This is a genomic window from Marinomonas aquiplantarum, from assembly GCF_003314975.1.
GTDB classification, from domain to species: domain Bacteria; phylum Pseudomonadota; class Gammaproteobacteria; order Pseudomonadales; family Marinomonadaceae; genus Marinomonas; species Marinomonas aquiplantarum.
In genome coordinates this window covers 1-17,908 of record NZ_QNRF01000016.1, presented here as the reverse complement: position 1 = coordinate 17,908, position 17,908 = coordinate 1, and the positions used below count along the sequence as shown (strand labels likewise).

Genomic DNA, 17,908 nt, shown 5'->3' with positions numbered 1-17,908 from the left:
TAAGTTGGAGAATATTATGTTTAAAAAACTGCTTATAGCGAGCGCTTTGTGTGCGACCTTAGTAAATAGCCCTTTACAAGCTGCTGAGCGTGTATCCATTGGTACCGGCGGAACGGGCGGTTTGTTCTATGTGATTGGCGCAGGTATTTCTGAGACGCTGAACAAGCACATGGAGAATACCACCGCACGGGCGGAAGTAACGGGGGCTTCCGTTGAGAACAACCATCGTGTTGCGGCAGGTCAAATGACACTCGGGCTGTCTTCTTCCTCTACTCTCTTTGAAGCTCAGAGTGGTGAAGGCCCATTTAAAGTGAGTGGCCCATTAGATGTTGCTGGTATTGCTTATTTATATCCCGCTGTACTGCAAGTGGCGACGATCTCCGGTAATGGCGTCGACTCTTTTGAACAGTTAAAAGGCAAGCGTGTCAGCATGGGCCCTCCGGGCAGTAATGCTGCTGTATTAGCCACACGTTTACTACAAGAATATGGTGTATTTGAAGACATTACACCCCGCTTTCTTTCTTATAATGAAGGTGTAAAAGCCTTGGTTAACGGCCAAGTAGATGCAACGGTTGTTCTAGCGGGTGCACCAACTTCTTCTTTGATTGATCTTGACTCACAAACAGACATGAAACTCTTGTCTGCGAGTATCGAGAAGTTAGATCATTTGATCCAGAAGTATCCCTTTTATCAAGCTTACTCCTTACCTGTCGGAACCTATCCAGATCAAACAAAACAAGTTGTGATGATTAACGATCCAGCGATTTTGTTTACGAGTGATAAAGAAGATCAGAGTAAGATCTATGACATCACTAAAACCATTTTTTCGAATCTAGAAGAACTGGGTAAGATTCATCCTCAAGCAAAAGCAATATCATTAGACACGGCAAGACATACTCCCGTTGCTTTGCACCCAGGTGCGAAAAAATATTACGACGAAGTAAGTGGCAAATAGGAGCGTCATTATGTTGAACTCAGGTTCCAGCAATGGCTTTCAAAGCTTGCTACTTGAATCAAAATTCGCTGGTGGTAAGGAACGTCTAGCAGTCTCTTTATTGTTTAGTGTGATCGCCGCTGGAATCGCTGGGCTTGTACTTTATGGTGCCTATTATGGTGGCATTACCGCGTTGCTATTGAGATCGTCGTTCTTTTCTCTTGTTGCCGCGGCGGCCATGCTGTTTTATGCGTTGAGGTATAAAAGTGTCGTCGGCCGAGGCGTATTTTATCTACTCGCATTATTGGCACTAATACCTGGCCCTTATTTATGGCATCACTACATTGATATTGTGATGCGTGGTGCTATGTCAGTTGAGCAAGATAGATTTATCTTTATTGCTCTCATTGTGGTGGTGTTTGCCTTTGTTCGTATCGCGGTGGGTCGGGCATTGATTATCTTAATTGTGCTGGCTTTTCTCTATGCGTACTTTGGCTATTTGATCCCTGGTAAATATGGTCACAGTGGCTATGATATTAGCCGTTTAACCTCAACTCTGATGTTATCGACTGAAGGCGTTTATGGGGTGCCAATGGGGGTCGCCGTTGAGTATATTTTCCTATTTGGTTTGTTTGGAGCCATCTTAACTAAGATTGGTACGGGTGAGGTTTTTGTTGATTTAGCTCGGGGGTTGACGGGGCGCGTGCAAGGCGGCCCTGGTTTATCGGCTGCTTTATCTAGTGCCTTGCTTGGGTCTCTAAATGGCAGCGCAGTTGCTAATGTCGTTACAACCGGTACGTTTACTATTCCTTTGATGAAGCGTGTTGGATACAGTGCGAAATTAGCGGGTGCTATTGAAGCTGCAGCATCCTCCGCAGGACAAATTATGCCTCCAGTTATGGGGGCGGCGGCTTTCCTGATGGCGGAAATGATTGGGATTCCTTATGCTGAAGTGGCCATGGCGGCCTTGGTTCCCGCGCTTTTGTATATTTTAGCCTTGATGATTTCGGTTCGCCTTGAAGCTGGACGACTTAACCTAGCTCGAGATACGGAAGCAGGTTTGCAGTTGTTGCTAAGAACACTAAGAACGAAGAGTTATCTTTTGCTTCCATTAGTTGTGTTGATTGGTCTGATGATTTCGGGAAAGTCTCCAACTCAAGCAGCCGTTATGGGGATTCTCGCTGGTTTGCTAGTGTGCCCATGGAAAAAAGCTACTCGTATTAACGTGTTCGATTTGATTTCAGCATGTAAGGAAACATTATCTTCCACTTTACCTATCGTGGCTGCCGTAGCTGCCGCCGGTGTGATTATCGGCATATTGAATCTAACGGGCATGGGATTAATGCTATCTGGTTTAATCATTGAGCTGGGTGACGGTAATTTGTGGGCAGTTTTATTGCTGACGGCTTTGGCGTCTTTTGTCTTAGGAATGGGCTTACCGACATCGGCGGCATATTTGTTGCTCGCGGTATTGGTTGCACCTGCGATGACGCAATTGGGTATGGAAACCTTGTCGGCGCATATGTTTATTTTCTATTTTGGCTTGGTATCAGCGATTACTCCGCCTGTCGCATTAGCGGCTTATGCGGCGGCGACAATTTCTGGTGCGGAACCAAATGAAACCGCGGTGGAGTCTATGCGTTTGGGCTTCGTGAAGCTTTTAGTGCCGTTCTTGTTTGTGACTATGCCTGGCGTTTTATTGATCGGTTCTAACGCCAGTGTGATTGCAGCGATTACCTTTGCCGCCTTGGCAACGATCTCAATGAGCATTGGTTTTTCCGGATGGTTACGCGAGAACTTATCTTGGCTAACGCGCTTGTTATATATTGTGTCAGCGATCCTAATTGCTTGGCCTGCAGCAGCAACCGACATGTCTATTGTGGTAGTGAGCACTCGTGTGATTGGCATAGTGCTCTTGGCAGTTTTGCTTTTTAAAGCCAGTGTTCAAATCTCTTCAAACGCATTGCGAGTGGACTCTCAGTAACCTAATGGCTTGTTGAAATAGAAAATCTTAGCTGTATTTATCAATCAAATTAAGGAGGTTTGGAAACGTGCGCATTTCCAGCTTCCTTAATCCAACTTAACTTTTTTATTCAAAATAACCGCTCCTGGCCCTTCTGTAGCGAGTTTGTCTTGGTCGTTGTATATGGGGCAGTTACTCATCGATAAGCAGCCACATCCAATGCAACCTGTGAGTAAGTCTCTGAGGTTTTCTAGATACTGAATGCGTGCATTGAGTTCGCTGTTCCAGTGGGAGGCCAATATCTGCCAATCTTCCATAGTTGGAGTTCGGTTGTCGGGCAAGGTAGCAAGAGCATGTTTGATTTTTTCTAAGCTCACGCCGACTTTTTGAGCGGCTTTAATAACCGATACTCTGCGTAAGGTATCTTTAGGGTAGCGTCGTTGGTTGCCTTGATTTCGCCAACTCTTGATCAATCCTTTTTCTTCATAAAAATGCAGTGTCGATACGTTAACCCCACAGCGCTTTGCCATATCGCCAACGCTTAGATTGTTATCCTTCATGGTATTTCCTCATCTAAAAAGAGCATTTGAAAAAGTTCGAAAAAGCGTAAAAAAACACTTTACCTAAAGTTAAGTTGAGCTTTTATAGTGAACCTGTTTTCCGCAAGAAACCACTTTTTTATTCGTTTATATAAGCTAAATAAGGAGCAGAAATGATGAGATTAGAACACCTTAACTTAGTCGTAAAAGACATAGATGAAACCCTCTCATTTTATAAAGCAGTATTTCCTCATTGGCGTGTTCGAAGTAATGGTCGATCTAATTGGTATGGGGTAGAGCGCAATTGGCTGCATTTTGGCGATGATTATCAGTTCATTGCATTTAATAACAATGGCTCAGGGGAAAACCGTGAACTGACTAGCAACCAAGTGGGGTTGGCGCATTTTGCCTTTGTGACGAACAATATTGAGTCCGTCATCAAATGTCTAGCGCAAGCGGGTTTTGAAATTGCGAAGCAAGGCGCAGACAACCCACATAGAAAAAACGTCTACTTTATTGACCCATCAGGTTATGAAGTGGAGTTCGTACAGTACTTATCAGATCTACCGGAAGAACGTAATAACGATGATTAATGTGGGTCTAATTGTTCTGATGCCAGACTTGTCTTAAAATGTATTGCGAGTGGGCACTAACTGACCTAATGGATTGTTGAAATAAAAAAGCACTCGCTTGTTCAAACAAGTCGGGTGCTTTTTTTGTTGTGATGGAGTCTTAGTGGCTAAGGCAAGCCTGCCATTAAGAGTTTAATGCCATATGAGACGCTGACTAATGACACAAATCCCACTAGATATAAGAGTGCAAACCATTGCCAAGTCTTAAGGTTGGCGGACTTTTCTTTTAACTGCTTGAATGACATTAGTAACCCTCCTGATAATCTTCTACCTTGCCTGCAAACACGCGATAACCCCAGAGCGTGTAAGCACAAATAAGCGGCACAAAAATGCATACTCCAGGCAGTAGAAAGACTAAGCTAGAGTCTGGTGACGCCGCGCTCATGAAGGTGAGCTGTCTGGGCAATAAATAGGGGAAGAGTCCAACCACCAATCCTGCGAACCCAAGTAAGAAGAGGGTGGCCGCACACCAAAACGGTACGCTTTCAAAACGGCTCTTGTGTGGCTCATGCTGATGCAAGGCTTTCCAACCAACAAGTGCCGCGAACAAGGTTAGAATAGGTAAAGGCGACAACCATAAGAAATTGTAGCCATCGAACCAACGTTCTCGAACAGTCACTTGGCTGATGACGGTCCAAATACTCACAATTACCATTGCTGAAATCGTTAAGAGCAGCAGGCGTTTACCAAGTTGAGCCGCTTTATGTTGAAGCTCCCCACGACTTTTCATGTAGAGATAGCATGCGGCTAATAAAGCATACCCTGCCATCACGGCAAATCCTGTAAAGATAGAAAAAGGGGTTAGCCAGTGCAGACTCGACAGTTGGTTGATACCATCCGGTACCCCTTGTACGAGTGCTCCAACCAGCATGCCCTGACAAAATGCCGCAATCGCAGAACCAGCGCTAAAGGCAAAATCCCAATAAGGGCGAGACGTATCGGACTTAAAGCGATACTCAAACGCTACGCCACGGAAGATCAAAGCAAATAGCATCAGCATGATAGGAAGGTAAAAGGTCGACGTAATTTCAGCGTAAGCCAGCGGGAAGGCTGCAAATAAAATGACGCCTCCGAACACTAACCAAGTTTCATTGCCGTCCCAAACGTGTGAAATAGAGCGCATTAAATGATCGCGTTCGGAAGTTTGATCAAACCATGGGTAAAGAATGCCAATGCCCAAATCAAAGCCGTCCAGTAAGACGTACATGAACACAGCAAAGCCCAGTAATAGAAAATAAAATAGAGCCAAATCCATTAGTGATCTCCTTGTTCTTGTTTTAGGTTTTTTACCCAAGCCAAGGCATAGCCAGGTGCTTTCATACCAACTAATTGTTGCTCTAAAGATGCCATAGATGGCGGGCCTTTTTTGATCAATTTGCGCATGAAGTAAAGATAAACCCCAAATAACAAAGTGTAGATAACGATAAACATGATGAAGGTGAATAGAACTCGTTCAGCAGGGAGCGGTGACACAATATCGGATGTACGTACTAGGTTATAGACGATCCAAGGTTGGCGTCCTACTTCAACCACGTACCAACCAGCAAGCACGGCAATCACGCCACTAGGCGTAAACAAGGAAACCAGTAAAAGAAAATACTTATTTTCGTAGAGACGGTTTTTGCGACGTAGCAATAAGGCTAGAAATGCAATACCGAGCATGCCAAAGCCAATGCCGACCATGACTCTAAAAGACCAGAATACCAATGGCACATTGGGTCTGTCTTCGGGTGGTACGGCTTTTAGACCCTGAACTGCGCCATCCCAAGAATGCGTGAGAATCAAACTACCGAGATTAGGGATGCCTACTTGGTAATCGTTCTGTTCCGTTTCCATATTCGGCATGGCGAATAACAGCAAAGGAACACTTTCTTCTTTCGCTGGCCAAATACCTTCCATTGCGGCTAATTTAGTTGGTTGGTGTTCTTTTACGTTTAAGCCATGCATGTCGCCAATCCAAGCTTGCAGTGGAGTTAGTATCAAGGCAAACCACATGCACATGGATAAACCTTTCTTAGCGAAAGCTTGATTTTGCTTTTTCAGCAAATAATACGCACTGATACCTGCCACGACAAAAGTCGCTGTGATTAGCGCTGCCATGACCATGTGGGTGAGTCGGTAGGGCATAGAAGGGTTAAAGATCACCGCCATCCAGCTTTCTACTTCGAATTTGCCGTCGACAATTTTGTAACCTGCTGGGGTTTGCATCCAAGAGTTCGCAGCGATGATCCAAAAGGCCGAAAACCAAGTACCTACCATAACGACAAGGGTAGAGAAGAAATGCAGTTTGCGGCCAACTCGTTGCCAACCAAATAGCATGACGCCAAGAAAACCCGCTTCCATGAAGAAGGCGGTCAGTACTTCATAAGCCATTAACGGTCCAAGGACAGCACCGGTGATTTCAGAAAATTTAGAAAAGTTAGTGCCAAATTCATAAGACAAAACAATGCCAGACACCACGCCCATGCCAAAGGTGATGGCAAAAGGTTTGATCCAGAATTTCGCAAGTTGAAGATAATAAGGATTATGGGTTTTCAGCCACAAGCCTTCCCAGATCGCAATCAAGGTGGCCAAACCTATGGTGATGCTTGGGAAAATAATATGAAAGCTCACCGTAAAGGCAAACTGTAATCGGGATAATAAGGCGACGTCGAGATCCATAAAAATACCTGCTTAATGTTGCACAAAAGACCGAGTTAAAGAGCAAAGCTCACGCGCTGTTTTGATCTTTTCTGATCTGCAGTTGTTTTAAAATTAATGGCAGTAATGCCAATCCGACTATGCTGAAAAGTGCGATGACCTCGGTCATGAAAAAACCAGTATTCATTCTGTGTGCTCCGTTAATGCAAAAAAGATTGAGATAGATCAATTTGATTGTCTTCTAGGTAGCAATCCGTGGGCCAGTTTTTGATTTTATTTAATTTATTGATTTTAAAGGAATAATTTTTAATTTTGCGAGAAGTGTAAAATAGGTTTACGATTTTCAATTCTTTAGGTGTAAACGAGGTTTACGATTTGACCCTTTCTCTCATGTTTGAAATAGCCATGCTGATTTCCAGTGTATGTGGAGTGCTGGTGGCGGCTTGGTTGTTGTGGCGTGCTCGTAAACAGGGTGACTTACAAGCTTTAGCCGGTTTTGCCATCATGATGGCCATCTGGTGTTTTGGTCACGTTGTCCTGTTTCAGGGTTATGAACGGATCGGGATTTACATCATTTTGGCGAACCCTCTTATGCCAACCTTCTTTCTGCATTTTGCCATCCGCTTTGTGAATTCCGGCCCAGTGCATGACATCATGTTAGATCGATTGCTGCGAGTGATTCCTTGGTTTTATCTCACCAGTTTTGCGGTGGTGTTACAAAGCTGGTGGATGGAAGCTGGCGATGCCATTAGCACGTCGGACACGCGTTCGTTCTTTATCTTTACCGAGGCTGGTACTTGGAATCTTGCTTATACCGTGTTGATTGGTATGTTGGCCCACGGTGTTTTGTTATTTGGATGGTATTGCCATTCTGGTAATAAAAAGCGTTCTATCTTGGCCATGTTTGGAGTCGGTGCTTGGGGCTTGTTGCTGGCGACAAGCTTTGTGTTTCCTTCTTTTGGTATTAGTTGGTTTCCTTATCCCATGTTGCTGCTGCCAACTTACCTGTTGCTCTTAGTGTATGCGGTGGTGCGTTATCAAATACTGTCTGTGAATGCCTTTGCCAACCGTGCTTTACTCTGGTTGGCGATGACCTTGGTCATTCTGTGTTTGATTGCGGTAATCAGTGTGGTGTCTGGGCGTCTTGGACTGCAAGCATTGGCAAACGTGCCGAGTTGGCAGTTGTGGCTGTATTCTTTGCTGATGTTGTTGGTTTCTGCTCTGATTTATCAACCGTTAAACCGAATCATTTCACGCCTGATTTACCCAGGTACACAACTCAATGAAGCGGTATTGGAAACTTGGTCGAGTCAATTAAAAGAAGCACAAAGCTGGTCTCATTTGATCAACATTGGCGAACGCTTATTAGCAAAACAAATCCGCCAAAGTATTCAAATTCGGTTGGATATCGATGGTGAACAGAGTTCGCATAATTCGTCCTTACAGAGTGACGCTAGGTTGGCAATACAGGTATATAAAGTGGCGTCGGATTGGCGCTTTGCGTTGTTGGGTTGGGACGATGCCAGTCCTGGTATGAGGCTAACCGCCGAAGTCTTTGGTTCACTGTTCTCAACCAGCTGTGGTTTATTAGAGCATTCCCTAGCCTTGGCAAAAGCAGAACGAAAACGCCTAGATCAACAGCACCTTGTGGAATTGGGCAGTTTGTCAGCGGCGATGGCGCATGAGTTACGTAATCCATTGAATATCATTGCCATGGCCGCCTACGATACACCGGCTGAAACACGACAGCACATCCAAACCCAATTACAGCGGGCAGATCGCTTAGTCAGCGACATGTTGGTGTACTCAGGTGGACTGACGTTACACAGGAGTAAGGTCTCATTAGGTGCCTTAATTAGGACGGTTTTATCGCAAGCCCAGTTAGAAGGTATTCATTACCAGCTCAGTATTGATGATGACATTGAACTGGAAGCGGATTCACAGCGCTTGCAGCAAGTCTTTATCAACCTGATTGATAACGCGGTGGCGTTTTTGCGTAATCAAGCGGATGCCAAACTCTTTATCGAAGCTCGTGTTGAACAAGGCGCACAGTCGAATCTTAATAAGGTGGTGATTCAGGTACATAACAATGGCCCAAGCATTGATGAACCTTTACAGGGTGAGGTGTTATTCCAACCTTTTGTGACCAAACGGGCCGGCGGTAGTGGTTTGGGGCTTGCCATTGTGCGTCGTATTATCGATGCGCATGGTGGAGAAATTCACCATAGACAACACTCAGATTGGCCGGTCACTTTTGAATTGATATTGCCGCAACAGGCGCCTCTAGGAACAGACTCTCATGACACAAAATAAAATTCTCTTAGTCGACGATGAACCCGCATTTCGTGAATTGGCGAGTCGTTGGTTGGCCAATCAAGATTATCATGTCAAAGCTGTCGGCAGTTTGCAGGACGCGCGTCATGCTTTGGCATCATTTGACGCGGATTTGGTGCTGTTGGATCTTTCCATGCCACCTCATTTTGATCCGCAAGTAACGCTCGATGCCATGGAGGATTTCGCCGGTCGGCCTGTCATCATTATTACCGGTCATGCAGATCGGGATTTAGCATTAAAAGCGGTGGATCTTGGCGCGTGGGATTTCATTGCCAAGCCGATTGATCCTGACATGTTGGCGGTGGTGGTGCGTCGGGCGATCACCAAAAACACCCTAGAAAAAGAAGTGGCGTCCCTGAAAGAAAATCGCAAGCAGATTGAGGGCGCGGCGGCTTACATTGGGCAATCGGTTGGAGCGCAAAAAGTTAGGGCGCTCATCGAACGCATTGCCCCAACCGATGTGCGAGTGCTGGTGACTGGACCTTCAGGAACAGGTAAAGAAGTCATTTCTCGAACATTGCATGAGCTGAGCCATCGGGCGAGTCAGTCGTTTGTGTCCGTTCATTGTGGTGCCATCCCAGCCGAATTATTAGAAAGTGAGTTATTTGGTTATGTGAAAGGGGCGTTCACTGGGGCGGAAAAAGACAAGGAAGGGTTATTGAGTTTGGCGGATGGCGGTACTTTATTTCTTGATGAAATTGGCGAAATGCCGTTGCCAATGCAGGTCAAGCTGCTGCGAGTATTACAGGAAGGTACTTTCTACCCTGTCGGAGGACGGACGCAAAAGCAGATCGATATTCGTGTGATTTCCGCGACCAACGCCGACTTGCTGGAAAAAGTGAAAGAGGGGAGCTTTCGTGAAGATTTATATTACCGAATTAAGGGCGTTAATATTGAAACTCAGGCGTTGGCAGAGCGCTTAGAAGATGTGCCTGTTTTGCTGCAAGCGTTTTTGTCGCGGTTGCAAACGTCTCAAGAGAAACCATTGCAACTGAGTAGTGAGGCGTTGCAATGGTTTCGACGTCAGGCGTGGCCCGGTAACGTACGTGAATTGAAAAATGCTTTAGAAAGTGTCGCGTCTATTTGCCCCGAAGGGATGATCAGCATGGAAGACATTTCACTGCTCTTTCCACACGTTCAAGAATTACCAGACAGTGGCAAAGGCGACCTTGAAACCTTTAAGGGAACATTAGACGAAAGGGTGCAAGCGCTAGAGATTCAAATGATTCAATCTGCTCTACAGAGCACCGCAGGTAATCGTACTCAAGCCGCAAAGCAATTGGGCTTGTCACGACAAGGTTTGATTAAAAAAATCGAGCGTTATGGATTGTAGGTTTGGTTTATGACTCGTGATGGGGGTTATTTAAAAATTCTAGGGTCAAATTCAAAGTCGAGTTTTACAGCCGATGCGAAAACGGCCTTCATGGCCGGATGATTTGGGTTAACGAGATAATTGTAATCCCTAGGAGAAATCACAGAAGGCACCTGTAATGCGGCAAATTCATGGTTGGCTAATGTGAGAAACTCATCACCAATGGCTTGTGTGCTTTCAGAAAAGGGAATGGCACGCCATTGGCTGGGTAAATCTTCTTTTTCTAATCGAGCGATCAAGTGATCTGCTAGTTCAATACAGTACAAGTTGTATTGTTTCATAATGTCTGGATGGTGACTCACATGAACAAACACTTCTAATGTGCTCAAGGATTCAGACTCAGAAAAGTATAGAGCGTCTGTGCCTTTGCTGTTCCAGCGGCCACCAAACCGACGTGCACCTAGAGGGCTGAAAGGATCATCTGAGAATTTCTTCTGAGTAAGTCGAAACAGCTTCATTATTAAGAAAAGACACCGTGTTCGATTCGGCCAATCAGGTCTTTTACTTGTTCAAATTCCACCGTCGTCGCGATCATATCCAACGGACGTTTGCCACCTAAACCATAGGTTGCTTCTTCCATCCACGCCAGCGCCGCGTCTTCATCGTCAAACATGTCTGTTGCCAACTTCGTCAACAAGGCTAAGCGATACATGACATCGCTTTCTTGGGTGCTGAAACGTTCCTGCTTTTCTAAACGACGCTTAATGGTGCTCACAGGAATATGGGTGAACTGTTGAAACTTGGTGCGAGACAACTTGGTACGCGCAAGAATTTGGTCATAAGCATAAGTCGTAAACCCTTCGCGAACAGAGTTACCGACCAACTCATCTGATTCCGCAATCCCCAAGCCTTCCCAAAAGCTATAGGCTTTTGGTCTTTGAGGTTTAAACGCTTTCACAACAGACATAACATTACCCTGGCTCATTTGGTTTTTATAGTTTAGCTCAAATGGTCTTTTTGGCAAGGGGGGTAAGCAGGTCGGATGAGACCTCGTATGCTGAATCTTGTACAAAATAGTCTTATTATGGTGTCTCTTAGCGTTTCAAGTGATGATTTTGCTTATTCAGAAGTGTTTCCATCAAATTAACCAATCGATTTTGTCGTGTCGACAGTACAGCTGACTTCCCCATCTTGAACTCGAACGTTTATCGCGTCGCCTTTCTCCACGTCTTTAATTGAACGAATCACCTGTTCGTCTTTACTGGCGATGGCGTAGCCGCGAGACAAGGTATTGAGCGGGCTGACGAGGTTAAGCTTGTCGACTAAGCGTGCAAAGTGAGTTTGTTTGCTGGTAAGGCTATTGCGTAGAGCCAGGCTTAAGCGAGCATTTAAGTCGTTAATTCTGGCTTTGTGTTGGGCTAATGTTCTATCTGGGCTTTGGTTAAGCAGTCTTTGATGAATATTGTTAGTGAGTACTTGCTGTTGTGTTAGCTTTTTCTCCATCGCTTGTTGTAGTTGTTTTTGTAACTGTGATAACTGACGCTGCTGCTGTTCAATTCGCTCTTTTGGATGGCGAATACGTTTGATTAAAAAGTCCAGTTGCTGATGGCTCTGCTCCAGCTTTTGCGATAATCGTGCAGTGAGTTGTTTTGTGTGTTGTTCAATTTGGCGAACCAGCTGCGCTTTATCTGGACTCAGTAACTCAGCCGCTGCTGTTGGTGTGGCTGCACGAACATCGGCGACAAAATCAGCAATGGTAAAATCGGTTTCGTGACCCACGGCGGATACGATTGGTGTTTTCGCATTAAAAATGGCTCTGGCCAGTGCTTCGTCGTTAAAGCTCCACAAGTCTTCCAGTGAGCCGCCGCCACGTCCTAAAATAATGGCGTCAAAGTGTCCACTGGCATCGGCGCGAGTTAGCTGCTTGAGTAGGTTGTTTGCGGCATCTTGTCCTTGGACCAACGAAGGCAAAATAGTCAGCTCGGTTAAAGGAAAACGGCGACGAAAGGCAATGATCATGTCCCGAATGGCTGCGCCGACGGGTGAGGTAATAATAGCGACACGCTCAGGTCGGGTTGGCAAGGCCTGTTTGTGCTTGGCATCGAACAAGCCTTCTAATTGTAATTGCCCTTTTAATCTTTCGAAGGCTTGCTGTAAGGCGCCTTCACCAGCCGATTCCATACTTTCTACGCTCAGTTGGCAATCGCCTCTGGGGCCATAAAAAGTCACGCGAGCGCGCAAGCGAACGAGGTCGCCATCTTTAGGACGAAAACGTACCGCAAGGTTCTTACTTTTGAACATGGCGCAACGAATCTGAGCGCGATCGTCTTTTAGGGAAAAGTACCAGTGACCAGAGCCTGGTTTGGCGAGATTGGAGATCTCACCTTCCACTAAAATCCAAGGTAAACTGGCTTCCAAAAGTTGCTGAATTTGTCGATTTAACTGTGAGACGGTAAAAGCGGTTTCTTGGGAATGGGTTGTTGTAAATTTTTTCATCAATCTCTCGTGGTTTTGATTTACCGACAGCAACTATTGGAGTAGAATTACTTGCCATCTTAACACCCTTGTTGGCATTGGAAACTCCCCATTATGTTACGAATCGTGCAAGAAGCTTTAACGTTTGACGACGTATTGCTCATCCCCGGCTATTCCGAAGTTTTACCTAAGGATGTTAGCCTCAAAACCAAAATCACTAAAGACATCGAATTAAATATTCCGCTTACGTCTTCCGCAATGGATACGGTGACAGAACATCGTATGGCAATTGCATTGGCTCAAGAAGGTGGCATTGGCATTGTGCACAAAAACTTGACCATTGAAGAACAAGCACGCGAAGTTCGCAAGGTAAAAAAATTCGAAAGCGGCATTGTTCGTGATTTGGTTACCATTAATCCAGAAGCCACAGTCAATGAACTGATGGCGTTAACAGCAGCAAACAGCATTTCAAGCGTGCCAGTCGTTCAAGGTTCTGACCTTGTTGGTATCGTGACAAGCCGTGATGTTCGCTTTGTTAAAGACTTCGAAAAAACTGTTGCCGACATTATGACGCCAAAAGAGCGTTTGGTAACGGCTTTGGAAGGCGCTTCTTCTGGTTCTATTCGCAAACTTCTACATGAAAACCGTATCGAAAAAGTTTTGATCGTCAATGATCAATTCGAACTACGTGGCATGGTAACGGTAACCGATTTCAACAAAGCAACGACTTACCCAAATGCTTGTAAAGACGAGCAGGGTCGTTTGCGTGTTGGTGCCGCTGTTGGCACAGGCGCGGATACAGAAGAGCGAGTAAAAGCTTTGTCTGACGCAGGTGTGGATATTGTGGTTGTTGATACGGCACATGGACACTCTAAAGGCGTAATTGATCGCGTTCGTTGGGTGAAAGAAAACTTCCCACACATTCAAGTAATCGGTGGCAATATTGCCACAGCGGAAGCGGCGATTGCTTTGGCTGATGCGGGTGCTGACGGTGTGAAAGTCGGTATTGGCCCTGGTTCTATCTGTACAACGCGTATCGTTGCGGGTGTTGGTGTGCCACAGATCAGTGCGGTTGCTAACGTTGCTGAAGCCATGAATCCTCGTGGTATTCCAGTGGTAGCCGATGGTGGTGTACGTTTTTCCGGTGACATTGCCAAAGCCATTGCCGCGGGTGCAAGTGTGATCATGGTAGGTGGTTTGTTGGCTGGTACCGACGAAGCGCCAGGTGAAGTCGTCTTGTTCCAAGGGCGTTCATTTAAAGCTTACCGTGGTATGGGCTCATTAGGTGCCATGTCACAATCTCAAGGTTCCAGTGACCGTTACTTCCAAGACTCTAGTAGTGTTGAGAAATTGGTGCCAGAAGGCATCGAGGGTCGTGTGCCTTCTAAAGGTCCAATGGTGGCAGTCGTTCACCAATTGATGGGCGGTGTTCGCTCTTCAATGGGCTACACAGGTTCTGCTGATATCGAGACCATGCGAACTAAGACACAGTTCTCGAAAATTACTGGTGCAGGTATGCGTGAGAGTCATGTTCATGATGTGACCATCACCAAAGAGGCGCCGAATTATCACGCGGGTTAAATCGCTGATAATTGCTGATTAAGATGGGGCGTACAACACGCCCCATCTTTATTTACTGCTTTCATTTTTTAATTGATGACTTCTAGATAAAAGATTGGCTCTTTTGCCTAGAGTGAGAGGAATGGCTAACCATGTCGCAAGATATTCACGCTCATAAAATTCTTATTCTTGATTTTGGTTCTCAGTATACGCAGTTGATTGCGCGTCGAGTTCGTGAGATCGGTGTTTACTGTGAAGTTCGTGCTTTTGATATGACAGATCAAGAAGTAATCGACTTTGATCCAAAAGGTGTCATCTTAGCTGGTGGTCCTGAGTCTGTGCCGGAGCCGGGTTCGCCGCGTGCTCCAGAAGCCGTTTTCAATCTAGGCGTGCCAGTATTTGGTATCTGTTACGGTATGCAGACCATGGCAGAGCAATTGGGCGGTAAAGTTCAAGGTTCTGAAATACGTGAATTTGGTTACGCACAGATTCGTAAACACGATGGCCCATCTTTGTTTGATGATATTCAAGACCACGTGGCGAATAATGGCATTGCCTTATTAGACGTGTGGATGAGTCATGGTGACAAAGTGGTTGCTATGCCAGAAGACTTTACTCTGATGGCGTCGACGGATAGCTGCCCTATTGCAGCGATGGCGAACGAAACGAAGAAATTCTACGGTGTTCAGTTTCACCCAGAAGTAACGCACACGTTACAAGGTGGCCGTATTCTGTCTCGTTTTGTTGTCGATATCTGTGGTTGTGACACTCTGTGGACGCCAGCGAATATTGCTCAAGATGCAATCGAGCGTATGCAGGCTCAAGTGGGTAACCGTAAAGTGCTATTGGCCTTGTCTGGTGGTGTGGATTCGTCTGTCGTGGCAGCTTTGCTTCATAAAGCCATCGGTAGCCAACTGACCTGTGTATTCGTGGACAATGGTTTATTGCGCTTGAACGAAGGCGATCAAGTGATGAAAATGTTCGCAGACAACATGGGTGTGAAAGTCATTCGTGTCGACGCAGAAGATTTGTTCCTTGGTAAGCTTGCTGGTGAAGCGGATCCAGAAGTTAAGCGTAAGATCATTGGTAATACCTTCATCGATATCTTTGATGACGAAGCGGGTAAATTGACCGATGTCGATTTCCTAGCACAAGGTACGATTTACCCAGATGTGATTGAATCAGCCGCTTCTAAAACAGGCAAAGCGCATGTTATCAAGTCTCACCATAATGTGGGTGGCTTGCCAGAAGACATGCAGTTCGAATTGGTTGAACCGCTTCGTGAATTGTTTAAAGACGAAGTTCGTAAGTTGGGTCTAGAGTTAGGTCTACCGTATGACATGGTTTACCGTCATCCATTCCCAGGACCAGGTCTAGGTGTGCGAATTCTTGGTGAAGTGAAAAAAGAATACGCCGATATTCTTCGTCGTGCTGACGCTATCTTCATTGAAGAGCTTCGTCGCTCTGGTTGGTACGATAAAACTAGCCAAGCTTTTGCTGTATTCTTGCCAGTTAAGTCTGTCGGTGTGGTAGGGGATGGTCGTCGTTACGAATACGTTGTTGCATTGCGCGCCGTTGAAACCATCGACTTCATGACAGCGCGTTGGGCACACTTGCCATACGAATTGTTGGAAACGGTTTCCAGTCGCATCATCAACGAGATTGAACACATTTCTCGTGTAACTTACGATGTGTCTTCTAAGCCACCGGCTACCATTGAGTGGGAATGATCTGGTCAAGTTAGTGGTTTAATGAAACGGCTCTCTTACTATAAAGAGGGCCGTTTTTGTTTGTGTAAGGAATAAAAAAGAAGAGGTAGTCGATGGAGTTTCCTACGACCTTAATAGAAGGGCGATTGATCAAGCGTTATAAGCGCTTCTTGTCAGATGTGCAGTTGCCAAATGGTGACGTGGTGGTGGCGCACTGCCCTAATACTGGTTCAATGAAGCGCTGCCAGCAGGACAATGCTCGTGTTTGGTTGTCTAAGAGTGACAACCCAAAGCGTAAGTTGGCCTATACCTGGGAATTGGTTGAGGTCGATGAGCAACACCTAGCCTGTATTAATACAGGATTACCGAACAAGCTGGTGGGTGAGGCTATTGCAAAAGGGGTTGTGACAGAGCTTGCTGGTTACTCAGAACAAAAAGCAGAAGTAAAGTACGGCGAGAAGAGTCGTATCGACTGGCTATTAACCAGCACTAATGGAGAGAAGTGCTATGTAGAAGTGAAAAACGTCACCTTATTAGAAGAGGATGGTAAGGGGTACTTTCCTGATGCTGTGACAGAAAGAGGGCGAAAGCACTTGAATGAGTTGATCACGATGGTGGAACAAGGTCATAGAGCTGTATTGTTCTTTTGTGTTAGTCATTCGGGGATTGATCAAGTATCACCTGCTCGACATATTGATTCGGCGTATGCGGATGCATTTGAGTTAGCGGTGTCAAAAGGTGTAGAAGTTTTGGCTTACAAAGTGGATATCACAAACAAAAAGATGGAAGTGTCTCATGCCATTGCAGTTTGCTGACGATGATGATCAAGCATGGTCAATTCATCGTCAATAAAATAAGCGGTTTGAGTTCTTGCTTCAGTAAATTGTCTATTAAGGGTGGTTATTGTCAAAATCACCTTACTTCTCTTTACGTTATGAGGTGAAGTGCAAGTTGATTGTGGGCTTTCTGGATCAAACTGGGAAGCCAGTGTAGGGAGCTTTTTTTATGAATTTGTCTTGTCTAGTATCACTTCCATGGAACGAGATAGTTCCTGATCGAGCCTTAAACTAGGTCTTGAAAATTTACCAACAAATGGAGATTACGTTATGAAGACATTCACTAAATCAGCTCTGACACTATTTACTGCTGCTGCACTTTCAACAGCTGCGTTTGCAAATGAAGATGCTTTAGCTGAAGCACAGTCTCGAGTGGATGCCATTGCATCACAATTGGAAAGCATGGGCGCTGAAGTAGATTCAACTGTTGACCTGAACGAAGCGGCAACACCAATTGAAAAAGAAGCTGCACTTAGCGCTAAGTATGACGAGCTTCAAGCACAACTTGAAAGCCTGCAAGCACAAACTGCAGAGTAAAGACGTCTATTATTAGGATCGTCTAGTTAACAGAGGTCACTCTAGAGAGATTTAGAGTGGCCTTTTTCTTGTAATAGTGCGTTTTTTGTTTGTTTTTTAAACGATTTTGGCGTTTTAGAGTGCCTAAACAATAAAACTTAACCAAAACATCAAAAAAACGAAAAAAATAGTTGCACTAAATCTGTAGATCCTTAATATACGCCCTCGCTGACACGGGGTGCACTTCAAAGCATCGAAGCAACACCAAAACAAGTCAGCACGCTCTTTAAAATAGATAATCAGATAATTTGTGTGGGCGCTCGCTGGGGCTTCAAAAAAGAAATTGAAGTCTTACGAGAGTCTAACACGTCAATTCGCTTTATTAAGTAATTGTTAGTGTTTCGAGATTTGAGTGAGCAAACTTTTTAACTGAAGAGTTTGATCATGGCTCAGATTGA

General features: G+C 45.2%; 16 protein-coding genes. 9 read left to right on the top strand and 7 right to left on the bottom strand.

Annotated elements, in window-relative coordinates:
- Window positions 1–16: 16 nt before the first annotated feature.
- Window positions 17–955 (top strand): TAXI family TRAP transporter solute-binding subunit, encoded by a 939-nt coding sequence (locus DFP76_RS17375; RefSeq protein ID WP_113875826.1) that lies wholly within the window; start codon window positions 17–19, stop codon window positions 953–955.
- Window positions 956–965: 10 nt separating this feature from the next.
- On the top strand, window positions 966–2,918 hold the full coding sequence (locus DFP76_RS17370; RefSeq protein WP_113875825.1) for a TRAP transporter permease: 1,953 nt from the start codon (window positions 966–968) through the stop codon (window positions 2,916–2,918).
- 86 nt (window positions 2,919–3,004) lie between these two features.
- On the opposite strand, the gene soxR is transcribed toward DFP76_RS17370, so the two are convergent.
- Entirely contained in the window at window positions 3,005–3,457 is a 453-nt protein-coding gene (soxR, locus tag DFP76_RS17365; protein WP_113875824.1) for a redox-sensitive transcriptional activator SoxR, read from the bottom strand.
- Between the two features lie 152 nt (window positions 3,458–3,609).
- Between soxR and DFP76_RS17360 the strand changes: the two genes are divergently transcribed.
- Window positions 3,610–4,029 (top strand): VOC family protein, encoded by a 420-nt coding sequence (locus DFP76_RS17360; protein WP_113875823.1) that lies wholly within the window; start codon window positions 3,610–3,612, stop codon window positions 4,027–4,029.
- Between the two features lie 146 nt (window positions 4,030–4,175).
- Here the strand turns inward: DFP76_RS17360 and DFP76_RS18165 are convergent, their stop codons facing one another.
- Genes DFP76_RS18165 through DFP76_RS17350 form a run of 3 tightly spaced genes read right to left on the bottom strand, consistent with a single transcriptional unit; the run spans window position 4,176 to window position 6,729 of the window.
- Window positions 4,176–4,313 (bottom strand): hypothetical protein, encoded by a 138-nt coding sequence (locus DFP76_RS18165; protein ID WP_181799877.1) that lies wholly within the window; start codon window positions 4,311–4,313, stop codon window positions 4,176–4,178.
- Entirely contained in the window at window positions 4,313–5,323 is a 1,011-nt protein-coding gene (cydB, locus tag DFP76_RS17355) for a cytochrome d ubiquinol oxidase subunit II (protein ID WP_113875822.1), read from the bottom strand. Before cydB ends, DFP76_RS18165 begins: the two co-directional genes overlap by 1 nt.
- On the bottom strand, window positions 5,323–6,729 hold the full coding sequence (locus DFP76_RS17350; protein ID WP_113875821.1) for a cytochrome ubiquinol oxidase subunit I: 1,407 nt from the start codon (window positions 6,727–6,729) through the stop codon (window positions 5,323–5,325). Before DFP76_RS17350 ends, cydB begins: the two co-directional genes overlap by 1 nt.
- A 354-nt stretch (window positions 6,730–7,083) precedes the next feature.
- Between DFP76_RS17350 and DFP76_RS17345 the strand changes: the two genes are divergently transcribed.
- Both DFP76_RS17345 and DFP76_RS17340 read left to right on the top strand, forming a co-directional pair.
- Complete coding sequence (locus tag DFP76_RS17345; protein ID WP_245931969.1) at window positions 7,084–9,021, top strand: sensor histidine kinase; 1,938 nt, start codon at window positions 7,084–7,086, stop codon at window positions 9,019–9,021.
- Window positions 9,008–10,375 (top strand): sigma-54-dependent transcriptional regulator, encoded by a 1,368-nt coding sequence (locus DFP76_RS17340; protein ID WP_113875819.1) that lies wholly within the window; start codon window positions 9,008–9,010, stop codon window positions 10,373–10,375. Before DFP76_RS17345 ends, DFP76_RS17340 begins: the two co-directional genes overlap by 14 nt.
- A gap of 26 nt (window positions 10,376–10,401) precedes the next feature.
- On the opposite strand, the gene DFP76_RS17335 is transcribed toward DFP76_RS17340, so the two are convergent.
- The 3 genes from DFP76_RS17335 to xseA all read right to left on the bottom strand — a co-directional run bounded on the left by DFP76_RS17335 (window position 10,402) and on the right by xseA (window position 12,850).
- A complete protein-coding gene (locus tag DFP76_RS17335) occupies window positions 10,402–10,872 on the bottom strand; it encodes an RES family NAD+ phosphorylase (protein ID WP_113875818.1) in 471 nt (156 codons plus the stop codon).
- A 2-nt stretch (window positions 10,873–10,874) separates the two neighbouring features.
- Window positions 10,875–11,321, bottom strand: a complete 447-nt coding sequence (gene parS / locus DFP76_RS17330) for a type II RES/Xre toxin-antitoxin system antitoxin (RefSeq protein WP_113875817.1) — start codon at window positions 11,319–11,321, stop codon at window positions 10,875–10,877.
- A gap of 176 nt (window positions 11,322–11,497) precedes the next feature.
- Window positions 11,498–12,850, bottom strand: a complete 1,353-nt coding sequence (xseA, locus tag DFP76_RS17325; RefSeq protein WP_113875816.1) for an exodeoxyribonuclease VII large subunit — start codon at window positions 12,848–12,850, stop codon at window positions 11,498–11,500.
- Window positions 12,851–12,943: 93 nt separating this feature from the next.
- Here xseA and guaB point away from each other — a divergent pair, with 93 nt between their 5' ends.
- From guaB to DFP76_RS17305, 4 genes are all read left to right on the top strand, one after another.
- A complete protein-coding gene (guaB, locus tag DFP76_RS17320; RefSeq protein ID WP_113875815.1) occupies window positions 12,944–14,410 on the top strand; it encodes an IMP dehydrogenase in 1,467 nt (488 codons plus the stop codon).
- A 131-nt stretch (window positions 14,411–14,541) separates the two neighbouring features.
- Window positions 14,542–16,119, top strand: coding sequence for a glutamine-hydrolyzing GMP synthase (gene guaA / locus DFP76_RS17315; RefSeq protein ID WP_113875814.1), 1,578 nt, complete (start codon window positions 14,542–14,544; stop codon window positions 16,117–16,119).
- Window positions 16,120–16,211: 92 nt separating this feature from the next.
- Entirely contained in the window at window positions 16,212–16,913 is a 702-nt protein-coding gene (gene sfsA / locus DFP76_RS17310) for a DNA/RNA nuclease SfsA (protein ID WP_113875813.1), read from the top strand.
- A gap of 291 nt (window positions 16,914–17,204) precedes the next feature.
- Entirely contained in the window at window positions 17,205–17,471 is a 267-nt protein-coding gene (locus tag DFP76_RS17305; protein ID WP_063334341.1) for a hypothetical protein, read from the top strand.
- Window positions 17,472–17,908 lie beyond the last annotated feature (437 nt).

Coding starts and splice junctions, on each gene's coding strand:
- DFP76_RS17375 (WP_113875826.1), top strand. CDS start 17: ATGTTTAAAAAACTGCTTATAGCGAGCGCTTTGTGTGCGACCTTAGTA.
- DFP76_RS17370 (WP_113875825.1), top strand. CDS start 966: ATGTTGAACTCAGGTTCCAGCAATGGCTTTCAAAGCTTGCTACTTGAA.
- soxR (WP_113875824.1), bottom strand. CDS start 3,457: ATGAAGGATAACAATCTAAGCGTTGGCGATATGGCAAAGCGCTGTGGG.
- DFP76_RS17360 (WP_113875823.1), top strand. CDS start 3,610: ATGATGAGATTAGAACACCTTAACTTAGTCGTAAAAGACATAGATGAA.
- DFP76_RS18165 (WP_181799877.1), bottom strand. CDS start 4,313: ATGTCATTCAAGCAGTTAAAAGAAAAGTCCGCCAACCTTAAGACTTGG.
- cydB (WP_113875822.1), bottom strand. CDS start 5,323: ATGGATTTGGCTCTATTTTATTTTCTATTACTGGGCTTTGCTGTGTTC.
- DFP76_RS17350 (WP_113875821.1), bottom strand. CDS start 6,729: ATGGATCTCGACGTCGCCTTATTATCCCGATTACAGTTTGCCTTTACG.
- DFP76_RS17340 (WP_113875819.1), top strand. CDS start 9,008: ATGACACAAAATAAAATTCTCTTAGTCGACGATGAACCCGCATTTCGT.
- DFP76_RS17335 (WP_113875818.1), bottom strand. CDS start 10,872: ATGAAGCTGTTTCGACTTACTCAGAAGAAATTCTCAGATGATCCTTTC.
- parS (WP_113875817.1), bottom strand. CDS start 11,321: ATGTCTGTTGTGAAAGCGTTTAAACCTCAAAGACCAAAAGCCTATAGC.
- xseA (WP_113875816.1), bottom strand. CDS start 12,850: ATGAAAAAATTTACAACAACCCATTCCCAAGAAACCGCTTTTACCGTC.
- guaB (WP_113875815.1), top strand. CDS start 12,944: ATGTTACGAATCGTGCAAGAAGCTTTAACGTTTGACGACGTATTGCTC.
- guaA (WP_113875814.1), top strand. CDS start 14,542: ATGTCGCAAGATATTCACGCTCATAAAATTCTTATTCTTGATTTTGGT.
- sfsA (WP_113875813.1), top strand. CDS start 16,212: ATGGAGTTTCCTACGACCTTAATAGAAGGGCGATTGATCAAGCGTTAT.
- DFP76_RS17305 (WP_063334341.1), top strand. CDS start 17,205: ATGAAGACATTCACTAAATCAGCTCTGACACTATTTACTGCTGCTGCA.